This window comes from Mycobacterium sp. 3-98 (genome assembly GCF_035918355.1).
Classification (GTDB): domain Bacteria; phylum Actinomycetota; class Actinomycetes; order Mycobacteriales; family Mycobacteriaceae; genus Mycobacterium; species Mycobacterium intracellulare.
The window spans coordinates 1,306,285-1,320,378 of record NZ_CP142360.1 but is presented as its reverse complement, the minus strand read 5'-3'; the positions used below and the strand labels follow the sequence as shown (position 1 = coordinate 1,320,378).

Genomic DNA, 14,094 nt, shown 5'->3' with positions numbered 1-14,094 from the left:
GCTCGCGCGGCCGCGTCAGTCGCGCGAAAAGGCCAGCGCGATCTCGGTTTCCACGTCCCGATAGGGCCGGCCGGACAGGTCGACGGTGACCTGGGCGATGGTCCCGCCGGTGAACGCGAACGGCGCCTTGAAGCGACTGGACACACCCGACCCGCCGTTGCGACCGACGGTGATGCCGGCGCCCGCCAACCCGAAGGTGCCGGGGTGGGTGCTCACCCCGGCGAGCGTGCCGACGACCTCGTCATCGATGAACAGCGTCAGGTCACCCAGCGGCGTATGACTGTTCTCGACCGTGCCGGTCCGCGAATAGCTGGCGCCGAACAGATGCCTGCCCAACGGCACGGCCTGCGCCGAGGAGACCTCCTGCTGGCGCTCGCCGAGGAAGTTGTACACGTAATGCAGCCGCCCGTCCTGGATGAACAACACGTGCCCGCCGTGCGCGCCGCCCTGCTTGAACAGCACACCCTCGGCGCCGGTGGTATCGATGGTCACCTCGGCCAGCACCGAGAACGAGCGGCCGCGGATCTCGGCGGCCGCGCCGATGCTCACGTCCGCGCAATCGGGATAGTAGACGTAGCTGGACCGTTCGCCGACCAGATACGGCCGCGAGCGCCCCAGGGTCTCCAGGATGTTGAAATCCGAGAGGGGCAGCCCGTTGTATTTTGCGGCCTCTGAGAACCACAACGCCTTGAGTTCCTCGAGTTTCTCCGGCTTTTGGGCCGCGAGGTCGTGGCACTGGCTGCGGTCGGCCTCGATGTGGAACAGCTCCCAGCGATCGGCGTCGAAATGCGACCAGCCGGCCGGTGTGGCCGCGTGCACGGTGTTGGCGAACCAGCCCTCGTGCCAGATCCCGCGGGTACCCAGCATGGTGTAGAACTGGGTGCTTTTGCCGGTGGTGGCCTTCGGATCGTCAAGTGCCGCTTTGAAACTCACGCCGTCCAGTGGTTTCTGTGCGATGCCCTTGACGGTTTGCGGCGGCGTCAGGCCGAGCAGGTCGTAGACGGTCGGCGTGATGTCGCAGACGTTGACGTAGTTGTCGCGGACCTCGCCGTGCGCGGCAATCCCGTTGGGCCAGGAGATGATTGCGGTGTCGGCGATCCCGCCCTCGTGGGAGGCGTAGCGCTTGTAGAGCTTGTAGGGCGTGTTGAATGCCATCGCCCACCCGATCGGGTAGTGGTTGTAGGTCTGCGGCCCGCCGAGATACTCGAACAGCTTCATGCTTTCTTCGACCGTGTCGATGTAGCCGTTGAAGAACTTGCCCTCGTTGACCGATCCGTTGGGCCCGCCCTCGCCGCTGGCGCCGTTGTCGGAGATCACCACGATGATGGTGTTGTCGAGCTGGCCCGATTCCTCGAGATAGTCCAGGATCCGGCCGATCTGGGCGTCGGTGTAGCTCAGGAACCCGGCGAACACCTCGGCCATCCGGGAAAACAGCCTCTTCTCGTCGTCATTCAGGGAATCCCAGGGTCGCACCGTGTCCTGCAGGGGCCACTCCTGGCCGTCGGGACCCTTCACGTCGAGGTACGGGTTGACCGGCGACAGTTCGGTGTCGCCCGGCACGATGCCCATCGACTTCTGCCGCTCCAGCACGATCTCGCGGTAGCGCTCGTAGCCCATGTCGAAGCGGCCGGCGTAGTGGTCGGCCCATTGCTTGAAGACGTGATGCGGCGCGTGCCCGGCGCCGGGGCACACGTAGGAGAACCACGGCTTTTCCGGCGCAATCACTTTGGCGTCGCGGATGAATTCGATCGTCTTGTCGGCGAGGTCCTTTGACAGGTGGTAGCCGTCCTCCGGGGTGGCCGGCGGGCTGACCGGATGGTTGTCGTACACCAGGTCGGGATACCACTGGTCGGTCTCCCCGCCCAGGAACCCGTAGAACCGTTCGAAGCCGCGCGAGAGCGGCCAGTGCCGCTTCGTCGACGCCAGGTTCGATTCCTCCAGCGGCGTCAGGTGCCACTTGCCCACGCAGTAGGTGTTGTATCCCGCCTCGGCGAGGGCCTCGGACAGCAGGGCGGTCTCGAACGGGATGCGACCGTTGGCGTTGGGGAAGCCCTCGGTGAACTCCTCGATGGTGGCCATGCCGACGGTCGTGGCGTTGCGCCCGGTAAGCAGCGACGCCCGGGTGGGCGAACACAGCGCGGTGGTGTGAAACTGCGAAAGCCGGACGCCGCGTTCGGCGATGCGCGACATGGCCGGCATCTCGACCAGGCCGCCGAAGCAGTCCCAGGTCGCGATGCCGGTGTCATCCCAGACCAGATAGAGGACGTTCGGTGCATCCTGCGGCGCGGTCGGCGCGGCGTAGGGACCCCAATCCGGTTCGGAATCCCGGATATCGAGCTCGATCTTGCCGTTGAAGGCTCGCGAGTCAGTGGACATGCGCCGAGCGTAACGTGGCCGCGAACTTTCCGCGTTTTTTCGCAGCGGCGTTACGTGCGGCAAGCAAAACGCCCGAGACCATCAGGTCTCGGGCGTTTCGATGCCGCGCGGGGCTTACTTCGCCTTTTCCAGAATCTCGACGAGCCGCCAGCGCTTGGTCGCCGACGTCGGGCGCGTCTCCATCAGCGAGACGCGGTCGCCGATCCCGGCGGCGCTGTTCTCGTCGTGCGCCTTGACCTTCTTGGTGGTCCGGATGATCTTGCCGTACAGCGGGTGACGGACGCGGTCTTCCAGTTCGACCACGATGGTCTTCTGCATCTTGTCGCTCACCACGTAACCGATGCGCATCTTGCGGCGGCCACGCACCTTCGGGTTCGCGGGAGTGTGCTTGGGGCCCTTGTCCTTCGACGCGGCTTGGGCTGCGGCGGCCTTCTTGGGGGCGGCCTTCTTGGCTTCTGCCATCACGATTCCTTACCATCCGGCCCGGAAGCCAGGCCCAGTTCTCGTTCGCGCAGCACGGTATAGACGCGCGCGATCTCCTGACGCACGGTGCGAAGCCGGCGGTTGTTGGTGAGCTGGCCGGTCGCCATCTGGAAGCGCAGGTTGAACAGCTCTTCCTTGGACTCGCGCAACCGCTCGGTCAGCTCCTCGTCGGTGAGCTCGCGCAGTTCGCCCGGCGAAATTCCCACTGCCATCAGAACTGATCCTCTCGAGTCACGATGCGCGCCTTGATCGGCAACTTGTGGATTGCGCGGGTGAGCGCCGCACGGGCGATCTGCTCGTTGGGGTAGCTGAGCTCGAACAGCACCCGGCCCGGCTTGACGTTGACGACCCACCACTCCGGCGAACCCTTACCCGAACCCATCCGGGTTTCCGCGGGCTTCTTGGTCAGCGGGCGGTCGGGGAACACGTTGATCCACACCTTGCCGCCACGCTTGATGTGCCGGTTGATGGCGATACGAGCGGACTCGATCTGCCGGTTGGTGACGTACGCGTGCTCCAGGGCCTGGATGCCGTAGTCGCCGAAGTTCACCGCCGTGCCGCCGCTGGCGATGCCGCGCTGGCGGGGGTGGTGCTGCTTGCGGTGTTTAACTCTGCGTGGAATCAACATGATTCAGCTCTCCGTGCTTTGCGGTTCTGCAGCGGGTGCGGCGGCCGCGGCGCCCTCTTCGGCGCTGGCGGCCCGGCCGGCCTCGGTGCTGGTGGCCGTGGTGCCTGAGGCGCCACTGCGGCGCGGGCGGGTGCCCGACGGGCGCTCGCGGCGGGAACGCTCGGCGCCCGCGGGAGCGGCGGCGGCCAGTTCGCGCTTGCCACCGACGATGTCGCCCTTGTAGATCCACACCTTCACGCCGATCCGGCCGAAGGTGGTCTTGGCCTCGTACAGGCCGTAGTCGATGTCGGCGCGCAGCGTGTGCAGCGGCACCCGGCCCTCGCGGTAGAACTCCGAGCGGCTCATCTCGGCGCCGCCGAGACGGCCGGAGCACTGCACGCGGATGCCCTTGACGTTGGGCTGGCGCATCGCCGACTGGATGGCCTTGCGCATCGCCCGGCGGAACGCCACGCGGTTGCTCAGCTGCTCGGCGACGCCCTGGGCCACCAATTGCGCTTGGGACTCAGGGTTTCTGACCTCGAGGATGTTGAGCTGCACCTGCTTGCCGGTCAGCTTCTCCAGGTCGGCGCGGATCCGGTCGGCCTCGGTGCCGCGGCGGCCGATGACGATGCCCGGACGCGCGGTGTGGATGTCCACCCGGACGCGGTCGCGGGTGCGCTCGATCTCCACGTCGGCGATCCCGGCCCGCTCCAGGCCGGTCGACAGCAGCCGCCGGATCGCGACGTCTTCCTTGACGTAGTCCGAGTACTGCTTGTCGGCGTACCAGCGGGACTTCCAGTCGGTCGTGATGCCCAGCCGGAAGCCGTGCGGATTGATCTTCTGGCCCACTAGTCTGAGCCTCCCTTCGCGTCAGAAGTCTCAGACGTCTTGGCTTCGGCTTTCGGTGCGGCCTTCTTCGCGGGCGCTTTTGCCGCGGCCTTCTTGGCGGGTGCCTTGCTGGCCGGTGCCTTGGTGGCCGGGGCCTTCTTGGCGGCGGCCTTGCTCGCCTCGGCGCGGCGGGCCCGGGTCGACTTCGCCGACCGCTGGTCCTTGGCCGGGCGGCTCTCCACCACGACCGTGATGTGGCTGGTGCGCTTGCGAATCCGGAACGCGCGGCCCTGGGCGCGCGGGCGGATGCGCTTGGCGGTCGGGCCCTCGTCGGCGTAGACGGTGGCGACCACCAGGGTCGACGGGTCCAGCCCGTTGTTGTTCTGCGCGTTGGCCGCGGCGCTGGCGATCACCTTGGCCACCGGCTCGCTGGCGGCCTGCGGCGCCCAGCGCAGGATGTCGAGCGCGTCGGCCACCGAGCGGCCGCGCACCAGGTCGATCACCCGTCGCGCCTTTCTCGGCGACACCCGCACGAAGCGCGCTTTGGCCACCGCCGAGGGAAATTCAGTCGTGGTCATCGCCGTTTGGCCTTCCGGTCGTCCTTGATGTGTCCCTTGAAGGTGCGGGTGGGGGCGAATTCACCAAGCTTGTGGCCGACCATCGACTCGGTGACGAACACCGGGACGTGCTTGCGTCCGTCGTGGACCGCGAACGTGTGGCCGATGAAGTCAGGAATGATCGTCGAACGGCGCGACCATGTCTTGATCACCTGTTTGGTGTTCTTCTCGTTCTGCGCGTCCACCTTTTTGAGCAGGTGGCCGTCGACGAACGGGCCCTTCTTCAGGCTGCGTGGCATGTGCTGACTACTCCTGGTCCTGGGGTTCCTCAGCGACCGTGCTTCTTGCCGGTACGCCGGCGTCGCACGATGAGCTTGTTGCTGGCCTTGTTCGGATGGCGGGTGCGGCCCTCGGGCTTGCCCCACGGGCTCACCGGGTGGCGACCACCGGAGGTCTTGCCCTCACCACCACCGTGCGGGTGATCCACCGGGTTCATGACCACACCACGGACCGAAGGGCGCTTGCCCTTCCACCGCATGCGGCCGGCCTTCCCCCAGTTGATGTTCGCCTGCTCGGCGTTGCCCACCTCGCCGACGGTGGCGCGGCAACGCACGTCGACGCGACGGATCTCGCCGCTGGGCATACGCAGCGACGCGTAGGTGCCCTCCTTACCGAGCAACTGAATGCTCGCGCCGGCCGACCGCGCCAGCTTGGCGCCACCGCCCGGCCGCAGTTCCACGGCGTGGATCACGGTACCGGCCGGGATGTTGCGCAACGGCAGGTTGTTGCCCGGCTTGATGTCCGCGTTCGGACCCGTTTCCACCACGTCGCCCTGCGAAAGTCCCTGCGGCGCAATGATGTAGCGCTTCTCGCCGTCCAGGAAGTGCAGCAACGCGATGTTGGCGGTCCGGTTGGGGTCGTATTCGATGTGGGCGACCTTGGCGTTGACGCCGTCCTTGTCGTTGCGACGGAAGTCGATCACCCGGTAGGCGCGCTTGTGGCCACCACCCTTGTGGCGGGTGGTGATGCGGCCGTGCGCGTTACGCCCACCGTGGCCGTGCAGCGGCCGAACCAACGACTTCTCCGGGGTGGAACGGGTGACCTCGGAGAAATCGGACACGCTTGCGCCGCGACGGCCGGGGCTCGTCGGCTTGTACTTACGGATTGCCATGTCTAATCAGGTCTTCCTCTCGCGGCGGCTAGGCCGGTGCCCCGAACAGATCGATCGGCTTGCTACCCGGCGCCAGCGTGACGATGGCCCGCTTGGTGCTCTTGCGCTTGCCGAACCCGGTCCTGGTGCGCTTGCGCTTACCCTGCCGGTTCGCGGTGTTCACCGATGCGACCTTGACGGAGAAGATCTTCTCGATGGCGATCTTGATCTGCGTCTTGTTCGAATCGGGGTGCACCACGAACGTGTACACGTTGTCATCGAGGAGCGAATAGGACTTCTCCGAGATGACCGGGGCCAAGATGATGTCGCGGGGGTCAGTGACTGTCGCCATCAGGCCGAAACCTCCTCGGGAGTACCGGTGTTGGCGCTGATGTAGGCGTTGAGGGCCTCCACGCTGAACACCACGTCGTCGGAGCGGAGCACGTCATAGGTGTTGAGCTGGCCGGGCGTCAGGATGTGCACACCGGGCAGGTTGCGCACGCTCTTGGCGCCCGCCTCGTCGCTGCGTCCGATCACGACCAGCACCTGCTTGCGCTCGGTCAGCGTGCCCAGGAACGCCTTGGCGCTCTTGGTCGACGGGGTCTGGCCGGCGACGATTTCGGTGACCGCGTGGATGCGCCCGTTGCGCGCCCGGTCGGACAGCGCACCGCGCAACGCCGCGGCGATCATCTTCTTGGGCGTGCGCTGGCTGTAGTCACGCGGCTTGGGGCCGTGCACGACGCCACCGCCGGTGAACTGCGGGGCCCGCGTGGAACCCTGCCGGGCGCGGCCGGTTCCCTTCTGCCGGTAGGGCTTACGGCCACCGCCGCTGACGTCGCCGCGCGTCTTGGTCGAGTGCGTGCCCTGGCGCGCCGCCGCCCGCTGGGCGGTGACGACCTGGTGCATCAGCGCGATATTGGCCGGGGCGTCGAACAATTCGGCCGGCAACTCGATCGAGCCTTCGACCTTGCCGGCCGGTGTCTTGACGTCGATCTTGAGCGTCTTGGAACCTTGTGCTGCCATCACTTCTCACCTCGTTTGACCGCGCTGCGGACCACCACGAGTCCACCGGTGCGGCCGGGGACCGCACCCTTGATCAGCAGCACGCCGTTCTCGGTATCGACCTTGTGCACCAACAGGTTTTGGACGGTCACCCGGTCGTTACCCATCCGGCCCGCCATCCGCGTGCCCTTGAACACGCGGGCGGGGGTGGCGCAACCACCGATGGAACCCGGGCGACGGTGCACCGCCTGGGCACCGTGACTGGCGCCCTGACCACGGAAGCCGTGGCGCTTCATGGTGCCGGCGAAGCCCTTCCCCTTGGAGGTTCCGGTGACGTCGACGTAGCTGCCGTCGGTGAAGATCTCGGCCGTCAGCTCCTGGCCGACCTGGTATTCCGCCGCCGCGTCCGGGTTGTCCAGCCGCAGCTCGGCCAAGAACCGGCGCGGGTTGACGCCCGCGGCCGCGTACTGACCGGTCACCGGCTTGTTGACCTTGCGCGGACTGATCTCGCCGTACGCCAGCTGCACGGCGCTGTAGCCGTCCTGCTCCGGCGTGCGGATGCGGGTCACCACGTTCGGCCCGGCCTTGACGACCGTCACCGGCACAATCCTGTTGTTCTCGTCGAATACCTGCGTCATGCCCAGCTTGGTACCGAGAATGCCCTTACGCGCCATTGCTCTGTAACCCCCTACTGGATGTTGACGTCGACACTGGCCGGAAGGTCGATGCGCATCAGCGCGTCAACGGTCTTCGGCGTCGGGTCGAGGATGTCGATCAGCCGCTTGTGCGTGCGCATCTCGAAGTGCTCCCGCGAGTCCTTGTACTTGTGCGGAGAGCGGATGACGCAATACACATTCTTCTCGGTCGGCAGCGGCACCGGCCCTACGACGCTGGCACCCGTGCGGACGACGGTCTCGACGATCTTGCGCGCCGACGCGTCGATAGCCTCATGGTCGTAGGCCTTAAGCCTGATGCGGATCTTCTGTCCCGCCACGCTTCTCCTACCCTCGCTCCTGTTGAGGCCCGGTTTCCGGGCTCAAATAATCCATGTCCTCAGTGCCACCGGCGCGCCGATCGGGCCGGCCGATGTTGGCCGATCGAGCGTTGCGCCGGATAGTGCGCCGCTGTTTACCTGTCGTGGTCCACCGGCCCCCGCGGTCGGGTGTGTCACCCTCGCGCGGCCTCGGCGCGCCGATTCACGATCGAAATTCGTCGCACTCGAAGGATGGGACCGGACGCGCCCGTTTGGACGCTGGTCGTATGCCCGACCAGGCGCAAACCCGGCTCAAGGCAACCTGAACAGTATGCCCTAGATCGGGGCCCGAACAAAATTCGGGCGAGATCCCGGGCCCAATCCGTCACGCCCGGCCCGGACGCCGTCGCTACGCGACGCTAACGCCCAGGTCAGAGGCCTTGAGATGGCCGGTGCCGAGGCCAAGACTAGTGCCATGAGCACACCGACCGTCGATCCGGAAACCGCGCAGGCCGTCAAGGTGTTCGCCGACCCCACCGCGTACGCCGACGAGCCGCGGCTGCATGCGGCGCTGGCGCACCTGCGCGCGCACGCACCGGTGTCGTTGGTCGACTGTCCGCCGTACCGGCCGTTCTGGGCGATCACCAAGCACGCCGACGTCATGGAGATCGAGCGGGCCAACGACCTGTTCCTCAACGAGCCGCGGCCGTTGCTGGCCCCCGCCGAGGCCGACGACTTCGCGCGCGCCCAGCTGGACGCCGGGATGGGTCTGCGCACCCTGATCCACATGGACGACCCCCGGCACCGGGTGGTGCGCGCGATCGGTGCCGACTGGTTTCGCCCCAAGGCCATGCGCGCGCTGAAGGTCAGGGTCGACGAGCTGGCCAAGAGCTACGTCGACAAGATGATGGCCGCGGGCGGCGAATGCGATTTTGTGCAGGAGGTCGCCGTGAACTACCCGCTGTACGTGATCTTGTCGCTGCTGGGCCTGCCGGAATCGGATTTCCCGCGCATGCTCAGACTCACCCAGGAACTGTTCGGCGGCGACGACGAGGAGTTCAAGCGGGGCACCACGCCCGAGGAGCAGATGCAGATCCTGCTCGACTTCTTCGGCTACTTCAGCGATCTCACCGCGGCTCGGCGGGCCCACCCCACCGACGACCTGGCGTCGGCGATCGCCAACGCGCGCGTCGACGGCGAGCCGCTGTCGGACGTCGACACGGCCTCCTACTACGTCATCATCGCGACCGCCGGGCACGACACCACGAGCGCCACCATCGCCGGCGGGCTGCAGGCGCTGATCGAAAACCCCGACCAGCGCGCCCGGTTGACCGCCGACCCCGCACTGATGCCGCTGGCGACCGAGGAGATGATCCGCTGGGTGACGCCGGTCAAAGAGTTCATGCGCACCGCGGTCGCCGACACCGCCGTTCGCGGGGTGCCGATCGCCGCGGGCGAATCGGTGTATCTGTCCTACGTGTCGGCGAACCGCGACGAGGACGTGTTCGACGACCCGTTCCGGTTCGATGTCGGCCGAGACCCCAACAAGCACTTGGCCTTTGGCTACGGCGTGCACTTCTGCCTGGGGGCCGCGCTGGCCCGCATGGAGGTGAACAGCTTTTTCACCGAACTGTTGCCACGGCTGGAGTCCGTCGAGTGCGCCGGGGAACCCGAACTCGTCGCCACCACGTTCGTGGGTGGTCTCAAGCACCTGCCGATTCGGTATTCGCTGCGTTAGCCCGATTGGTCTGGACGTGGAGGAAGCCGTCGACCGCAGCCAGCGCGCATTCGCGGTAGTCGAAATCGGGCAGGGTGGACAGGCGGCCCAGCACCAGGGGTCCGATGAGCATGGCGATCGCCCGGGATCGGTCCACCTCGCCCAGCTCGGCGGCCTCCGGGCTGTCGAAGATGACGTCGAACGGCTCCGCGTACTGCTGAGCGATCCGCTCGCGCAGGGTGGTGATCGCCGCGCTGTCGGCATTGGCGCTGTGCCGGGGTTCGGGCAGCCCCTCCAGGTCACGCCCCAGCGCCAGCCAGGACATCGCCGTCATGAGGGTGGGCGCGTGGGCCACGGATTCGGCCTGGGCCAACACCACCGCGACCAGCCGGTCCCGCAGCGATCCCTCGGCCGGCGGGGTCGGTGACGCCGGTATCAGGCTGTTGAAAGCCGCTGCCAGCAAGTCGTTTCCGCTCGGAAAGTGGCGATACAGGGTCGCCCTGGCCACGTTGGCGGTGCGGGTGACCGCGTCGACCGTCACCGCGCTGGGACCCCCGGCCCGCAGCAGCGTGACGGCGGCGTCCAGCAGCCTGGCCCGCGACCTCGCGGGGCGCGGGTCGGTCGTCCCGGCGGTAATGGCGACCACCTCCTGTCTGCGACGAGACTATCGGGTCGAAACGAATTCTGACGCCCGGTGCCCGATCATCACGATGGTGGCGTGCGGACCGCGGCTGGTGATCGTGGGCAGGACCGAGCCGTCGATCACCCACAGGTTGTCGATGCCGTAGACCCGGCACCGGGGGTCGACGACGGCCCGCGGGTCGCCGTCGACACCCATCGGCGCCGTGCCGCACAGATGCTGCGAGGTGGACCAGACCGCCGTCGCGGAACCGATTGTGCTGCCGGCCAATTCGTGGGCCAAGTCGATGCCCCGGCGTAGGTCCGCGACGTCGTCGGGCTCGCTGTCGTAGCGGTGCTCGATGCGCGGCGCCACGTCGGGATCCGGCGAGACCAGCGTGATGCGGCCCCGCGCGCGCGGTTGCATGAGGGCCACCCCGATGTGTGGCCAATCGGCGTGCCCGGCGGTGCCGTCGCCGGTCATCGCCACGAATCCACCGGTGTACGGCCTGATCTCGAGGCCGTCGGCCGTGCTCAGCACCACCTCGAGCACCGGGCGCCCGGGGGCCACCGTCCAGTCGGTGGGCAGCACCCACTCGGCGTGATCGCTGAACGACGCCCCCACCGGCAGCGCCGCGGCCACCGGCACCCCGGCGGCCGCCAGCGCGTCGGGGTCGCCGATGCCCGAGAGCATGAGGAGGTGCGCCGTTTCAATGGCGCCGCCGCACAACACGATTCGGTCGGCGGTGAACGCGGTGTGGCCGTCCGGCCCGATCGCGTCCACGCCCACCGCGACGCTCCCGGCGAAGCGCAGCCGCACCGCCCGGGTCCGCGCGTGCAGGCGCAGGTTCGGCCGGCTCAGCGCCGGGATGAGATACGCGGTGCCGGACCCCCTGCGCACGCCGTCGACGATGTTGAGCGGGACGGCGCCTATCCCCGAAATCTGTTCAGCCGCAACGTCGTTGAGGTCGGCGATCCAGCCGAATCCGGCGCGCTGGGCGGCGGTGATGAAACGCTCCGTGGTTCCCGTCATCTCGTGGGTGCGGCGCACCAGGATGGGGCCGCTGTCGCCGTGGGCGGGACCGTCGAAGTCCAGGTCGGTCTCGATGGCCCGGAAGCTGTCCAGCACGTCGGACCATCCCCAGCCCGGTAGGCCGATGCGGTCGAAGTCGCGGGGCAATCCGCGGCAGAAGTAGCCGCCGTTGATGGCTCCCGATCCGCCCACCGTGGCCCCCCGCACCAGGGGGTGCTGGCGGACGGGTTCGTCGGTGAGGTGGGTCTGATAGCGCCGGACCAGGGGGCTGCCGACGCCGATCGGCAGCTGCAGACCGTTGGCGGTCTGGGCGAGCAGGCCCGGATCGTCGAGGGCGGGGCCCGTCTCGAGGACGGTGACCGTGCGGTCCGCGTCGGCGGAAAGGCGTTCGGCGACAACCGATCCAGCACTGCCGGCGCCGACGATCAGCACATCGCTGTGCGAGACGGCTGCGGTCAAGGCGGCGGCTAACTGCGGATCTGGGGTTTCAGGGCGCGCACGTTGCGCTCCCGTAGCACACCCCACCACAACCCGAGGCCGTACGCCAGGTCGTCGACGCGCTTGAGCACCAGATAGGTCGGCAGCCCGATCGGTTCGACGTCGTCGCCGACGGCGTCCCGGCGGCGCAGCCAGTCGACCACCCCGTCCATGACGGCCGCGACCAGTACCACCCGCCGGAAGTGCCGCGACATGGTCGCGGCCATCAGCGCCAGCGGCCAGTAGTGCCGGCACAGCGCCGACGCCAGCTGCAGCGCCGCCGACCACAGGCCGCGGCCCGCGATCATGGCGACATCGGTCATCGACGTCTCCGCGCTGCGCATCGCCCGCGCGATGCGCCGCCCCGTCAGGACGGCCAGCACGATGGACGCCAGCCGCGACAGCGTGGACCCGAAGGCCATCAGCGTCCAGGTCATCAGCGCCCAGCCGGAGATCACCACCGGCGCCGTCTTGTCCGGGTGGCGCACCGACAGCGGGGCGGCCGAGCCGCCATAAAATGCTTTGCGCGCGAGCCAATCCCGCAATTCGGTGCGGTGGTCGTGGGCCACCAGCGCGATCGGCTCGTAACGCAGCCGGACGCCCGACTCGATCAGCCGCCAGCACAGGTCGACGTCCTCGCCGGACTGCAACGTCTCGTCGAACCCGCCGACCTCCCGGATGGCCGAGCACCGACAGATGATGGCCGCGCTGGGGACATACGACACCGTGCTGTGGGGCAACACCGGGGCCTCGCGCTCACCGAGGTCGAGCGAGGAGTGCACGGCCTCGTAGCGCGCCACCACGTTCTCGTTGTGCGACAGGCCGACGATGCGCGGCGCGACCAGGCCGACGGTGGGGTCGCAGAAGTGACCGAGCAGGGCCTCCAGCCAGCCCCGGCGCGGCGCGACGTCGGAATCCAGGAACGCCACGAAGTCCGTCCGGCAGGCCGCCAGCCCGGTGTTGCGGGCCGCCGCCGGGCCCTTGCTGCGGTGGTGGCGCAACACCTCGATGTCGCAGTGCGCGCCGACGAAGTCTTCGGGCTCGACGGCGTTGAACGAGCCGTCGTCGACCACGACGACGCGCAGCCCGCGCAGCGAGCTCACCAGCCGGCGCACGCCAGAAAGGTTGTTGCGCACCGGGATTACCACGGCCACGTCGTGGTGCGACGGCCCGCCGGCGGGCCTGGGATGCGCGACCGTGGCGTCCAGCAGGGTGCGGGCGAGCTGGGCGCTGAGGTCGTCGCGCACCTTCAGCCGGCCGTCGCAGAGCATGTCCTGTGCCGCCGGGGCCAGCTTCAGCAGCCGGGTCGGCGAACCGCCGAGCAGCGCCGAGCCGTCGCCGAGCACCCGCACGCGGCGGTCGACCTGGACCGCGAAGCCGTCGGGCAGCCGGGGCGCCGAGGAGGTCATGTCAGCATCCCGTCGGGGCCGGGTCCCCAGCGGGCGACGCGGCGGACACACTCGTCGACCATCTCGGCGACGATGCGCTCGCCCTCGGCGGCGGTGGCGGTGGTCGGGTCGCCCAAAACGCCGACCGGGCTGACCGCCGCGACTCCCCCGCGGCGCATCGACCCGAGCAACTCCGGCAACGGTGCGGTGTTGCCGGCGCGCCACTGGTCGGTCCGGACATCGGCCGGCGAGATATGCAGCAACACCGATGTTTCGGTATGCCCGGCGTGGGCGTCACCGCCGGGGGCCACACAGGGGCACCACCCGGCGTCGCGGCCCTCGGCGCGCAGCCTGGCCACCGCGGCGCCCAGCGCGGCGACGTTGCCGCCGTGGCCGTTGACGAAGACCAGGCGCCGGGCCCACGTGCCCGCCGACCTGCCGTACTCGACCAGCAGCAGCGTCAGCGCCTCGGTGCCGAGCGAGATCGTCCCGGCAAAGCTCTGGTGCTCGCCGCTCGCGCCGTAGGCGATGGCCGGCGCCACCAGCCACCCGTCGCCGAGGCGCGCGCGAGCGCGCCGGGCGACCGCCGTCGCGATCCGGGTGTCGGTGTCCAGCGGCAGGTGCGGCCCGTGTTGCTCGGTCGAACCCAGCGGAATCATGACCGATGCCGCCGTGCCGGACAGCTGGCTCGACGTCGCTGTTCCTAGTTCGCCGAGTACGGGCACTCGGTGATGGTAGGACGAATTCACCTGGCGTGCACCAATTGTTGAAGCTTGAAAATAACTTTTTTTCCGCGCCGTTCATCGGTCATTCGAATTGTCGGCTCGTTCGTCACGGTTACCCCGCCCGTACCACGATTTCCGTGGCCGTCAAATAATTCCGACA

General features: G+C 68.3%; 17 protein-coding genes. 1 reads left to right on the top strand and 16 read right to left on the bottom strand.

Translation table 11 applies throughout. The annotated features are described in order from the left end of the window. Positions 1-15: 15 nt before the first annotated feature. From QGN30_RS06445 to rpsJ, 12 genes are all read right to left on the bottom strand, one after another. Positions 16-2,376 carry an arylsulfatase gene (locus tag QGN30_RS06445; RefSeq protein ID WP_009954379.1) on the bottom strand — a complete coding sequence of 787 codons (2,361 nt, stop codon included), beginning with the start codon at positions 2,374-2,376 and terminating at the stop codon, positions 16-18. Between the two features lie 114 nt (positions 2,377-2,490). Continuing rightward, positions 2,491-2,838, bottom strand: a complete 348-nt coding sequence (gene rpsQ, locus QGN30_RS06440; protein ID WP_008260801.1) for a 30S ribosomal protein S17 — start codon at positions 2,836-2,838, stop codon at positions 2,491-2,493. After that, positions 2,838-3,071: a 50S ribosomal protein L29 gene (gene rpmC, locus QGN30_RS06435; RefSeq protein ID WP_008260802.1), complete on the bottom strand. Its 234-nt coding sequence runs from the start codon at positions 3,069-3,071 to the stop codon at positions 2,838-2,840. Before rpmC ends, rpsQ begins: the two co-directional genes overlap by 1 nt. Further along, positions 3,071-3,487: a 50S ribosomal protein L16 gene (rplP, locus tag QGN30_RS06430; protein ID WP_008260803.1), complete on the bottom strand. Its 417-nt coding sequence runs from the start codon at positions 3,485-3,487 to the stop codon at positions 3,071-3,073. Before rplP ends, rpmC begins: the two co-directional genes overlap by 1 nt. Positions 3,488-3,490: 3 nt before the next feature. Continuing rightward, the gene (gene rpsC, locus QGN30_RS06425) at positions 3,491-4,315 is read right to left on the bottom strand and encodes a 30S ribosomal protein S3 (RefSeq protein ID WP_008260804.1); all 825 of its coding nucleotides are present in this window, start codon (positions 4,313-4,315) and stop codon (positions 3,491-3,493) included. After that, the gene (gene rplV, locus QGN30_RS06420; protein WP_009957089.1) at positions 4,315-4,872 is read right to left on the bottom strand and encodes a 50S ribosomal protein L22; all 558 of its coding nucleotides are present in this window, start codon (positions 4,870-4,872) and stop codon (positions 4,315-4,317) included. The genes rpsC and rplV overlap by 1 nt, the downstream gene beginning before the upstream one ends. Then, positions 4,869-5,150 (bottom strand): 30S ribosomal protein S19, encoded by a 282-nt coding sequence (gene rpsS, locus QGN30_RS06415; protein WP_009957090.1) that lies wholly within the window; start codon positions 5,148-5,150, stop codon positions 4,869-4,871. The genes rplV and rpsS overlap by 4 nt, the downstream gene beginning before the upstream one ends. A 29-nt stretch (positions 5,151-5,179) precedes the next feature. Further along, positions 5,180-6,022 (bottom strand): 50S ribosomal protein L2, encoded by an 843-nt coding sequence (rplB, locus tag QGN30_RS06410; RefSeq protein WP_008260807.1) that lies wholly within the window; start codon positions 6,020-6,022, stop codon positions 5,180-5,182. A 28-nt stretch (positions 6,023-6,050) separates the two neighbouring features. After that, on the bottom strand, positions 6,051-6,353 hold the full coding sequence (gene rplW / locus QGN30_RS06405) for a 50S ribosomal protein L23 (protein WP_003873516.1): 303 nt from the start codon (positions 6,351-6,353) through the stop codon (positions 6,051-6,053). Next, the gene (gene rplD, locus QGN30_RS06400) at positions 6,353-7,024 is read right to left on the bottom strand and encodes a 50S ribosomal protein L4 (RefSeq protein ID WP_036459698.1); all 672 of its coding nucleotides are present in this window, start codon (positions 7,022-7,024) and stop codon (positions 6,353-6,355) included. Before rplD ends, rplW begins: the two co-directional genes overlap by 1 nt. Beyond that, entirely contained in the window at positions 7,024-7,677 is a 654-nt protein-coding gene (gene rplC / locus QGN30_RS06395; RefSeq protein ID WP_008260820.1) for a 50S ribosomal protein L3, read from the bottom strand. The genes rplD and rplC overlap by 1 nt, the downstream gene beginning before the upstream one ends. A 14-nt stretch (positions 7,678-7,691) precedes the next feature. Next, the gene (gene rpsJ / locus QGN30_RS06390) at positions 7,692-7,997 is read right to left on the bottom strand and encodes a 30S ribosomal protein S10 (RefSeq protein ID WP_003873519.1); all 306 of its coding nucleotides are present in this window, start codon (positions 7,995-7,997) and stop codon (positions 7,692-7,694) included. 454 nt (positions 7,998-8,451) lie between these two features. Here rpsJ and QGN30_RS06385 point away from each other — a divergent pair, with 454 nt between their 5' ends. Then, the gene (locus QGN30_RS06385) at positions 8,452-9,714 is read left to right on the top strand and encodes a cytochrome P450 (protein WP_009957094.1); all 1,263 of its coding nucleotides are present in this window, start codon (positions 8,452-8,454) and stop codon (positions 9,712-9,714) included. On the opposite strand, the gene QGN30_RS06380 is transcribed toward QGN30_RS06385, so the two are convergent. The 4 genes from QGN30_RS06380 to mftE all read right to left on the bottom strand — a co-directional run bounded on the left by QGN30_RS06380 (position 9,680) and on the right by mftE (position 13,958). Next, the gene (locus QGN30_RS06380; protein ID WP_026071194.1) at positions 9,680-10,234 is read right to left on the bottom strand and encodes a TetR/AcrR family transcriptional regulator; all 555 of its coding nucleotides are present in this window, start codon (positions 10,232-10,234) and stop codon (positions 9,680-9,682) included. The two genes, QGN30_RS06385 and QGN30_RS06380, sit on opposite strands and share 35 nt — an antisense overlap. A 123-nt stretch (positions 10,235-10,357) precedes the next feature. Beyond that, entirely contained in the window at positions 10,358-11,803 is a 1,446-nt protein-coding gene (gene mftG / locus QGN30_RS06375; protein WP_038537567.1) for a mycofactocin dehydrogenase MftG, read from the bottom strand. 8 nt (positions 11,804-11,811) lie between these two features. Then, complete coding sequence (gene mftF / locus QGN30_RS06370; protein WP_248923239.1) at positions 11,812-13,230, bottom strand: mycofactocin biosynthesis glycosyltransferase MftF; 1,419 nt, start codon at positions 13,228-13,230, stop codon at positions 11,812-11,814. Continuing rightward, on the bottom strand, positions 13,227-13,958 hold the full coding sequence (mftE, locus tag QGN30_RS06365; protein ID WP_036459701.1) for a mycofactocin biosynthesis peptidyl-dipeptidase MftE: 732 nt from the start codon (positions 13,956-13,958) through the stop codon (positions 13,227-13,229). Before mftE ends, mftF begins: the two co-directional genes overlap by 4 nt. Positions 13,959-14,094 lie beyond the last annotated feature (136 nt).

Coding starts and splice junctions, on each gene's coding strand:
- rplW (WP_003873516.1), bottom strand. CDS start 6,353: ATGGCGACAGTCACTGACCCCCGCGACATCATCTTGGCCCCGGTCATC.
- rplC (WP_008260820.1), bottom strand. CDS start 7,677: ATGGCGCGTAAGGGCATTCTCGGTACCAAGCTGGGCATGACGCAGGTA.
- rplV (WP_009957089.1), bottom strand. CDS start 4,872: ATGACCACGACTGAATTTCCCTCGGCGGTGGCCAAAGCGCGCTTCGTG.
- rplD (WP_036459698.1), bottom strand. CDS start 7,024: ATGGCAGCACAAGGTTCCAAGACGCTCAAGATCGACGTCAAGACACCG.
- rpmC (WP_008260802.1), bottom strand. CDS start 3,071: ATGGCAGTGGGAATTTCGCCGGGCGAACTGCGCGAGCTCACCGACGAG.
- QGN30_RS06445 (WP_009954379.1), bottom strand. CDS start 2,376: ATGTCCACTGACTCGCGAGCCTTCAACGGCAAGATCGAGCTCGATATC.
- rpsQ (WP_008260801.1), bottom strand. CDS start 2,838: ATGGCAGAAGCCAAGAAGGCCGCCCCCAAGAAGGCCGCCGCAGCCCAA.
- rplP (WP_008260803.1), bottom strand. CDS start 3,487: ATGTTGATTCCACGCAGAGTTAAACACCGCAAGCAGCACCACCCCCGC.
- QGN30_RS06385 (WP_009957094.1), top strand. CDS start 8,452: ATGAGCACACCGACCGTCGATCCGGAAACCGCGCAGGCCGTCAAGGTG.
- mftF (WP_248923239.1), bottom strand. CDS start 13,230: ATGACCTCCTCGGCGCCCCGGCTGCCCGACGGCTTCGCGGTCCAGGTC.
- rpsS (WP_009957090.1), bottom strand. CDS start 5,150: ATGCCACGCAGCCTGAAGAAGGGCCCGTTCGTCGACGGCCACCTGCTC.
- rplB (WP_008260807.1), bottom strand. CDS start 6,022: ATGGCAATCCGTAAGTACAAGCCGACGAGCCCCGGCCGTCGCGGCGCA.